The sequence below is a fragment of the Priestia sp. P5_B4 genome, from assembly GCF_056400385.1.
The window spans coordinates 1-537 of record NZ_JBFULJ010001515.1 but is presented as its reverse complement, the minus strand read 5'-3'; the positions used below and the strand labels follow the sequence as shown (position 1 = coordinate 537).

The window sequence follows — 537 nt, the reverse complement described above, 5'->3', positions numbered from 1 at the left end:
AAGAAAATCACTCTACTGAGTGATTTTCTTTAAATAGAAGACAAAAATATTGAACATTTTAGAACAAATGGGAAGCACCACAATGAAATAGAAAATCTTTTTTAGGTGTTAGGTTCCTAGAAAGTTCATTATGTTAATTAAAAATGTATGGATTATACATATAGTTATCTTTATTTTGAAGTAAAATTATTATAAGTATTTTCAATTTAATTCAGCTAGTTTTTCAAGATATTCTCTTTCTTTAATGATGTAGCCTTGCGACTGCTTTTCAATAATATTTTTTTTACATAGTTGAGCTAGTACATGGAGCAGATGGCGATATGATACACCTAAATACTCACATACTTCAGTATGTTTTTCTTTATAAAAGTTATCATCAGCCGACAATATTAGAAAGGCAGCAAGGCGATTCTCAAGTGGATAGGCCTGATTTTGTGTATACTTTGCTGAAATTTTAGTTGCTTTCTCACTTAAAAAACTACATAAATATCTGAGAAATGTTACATCTGTTAAGAGCTTATTTTTACAGGTGTTAAT

1 protein-coding gene is annotated in these 537 nt (G+C 28.5%); it reads right to left on the bottom strand.

The window, feature by feature from the left end; all coding sequences use genetic code 11:
* Window positions 1-201 precede the first annotated feature (201 nt).
* Window positions 202-537 (bottom strand): helix-turn-helix domain-containing protein (locus AC1DRF_RS31915; protein ID WP_477742816.1); only part of this gene is annotated, 336 nt, incomplete at its 5' end.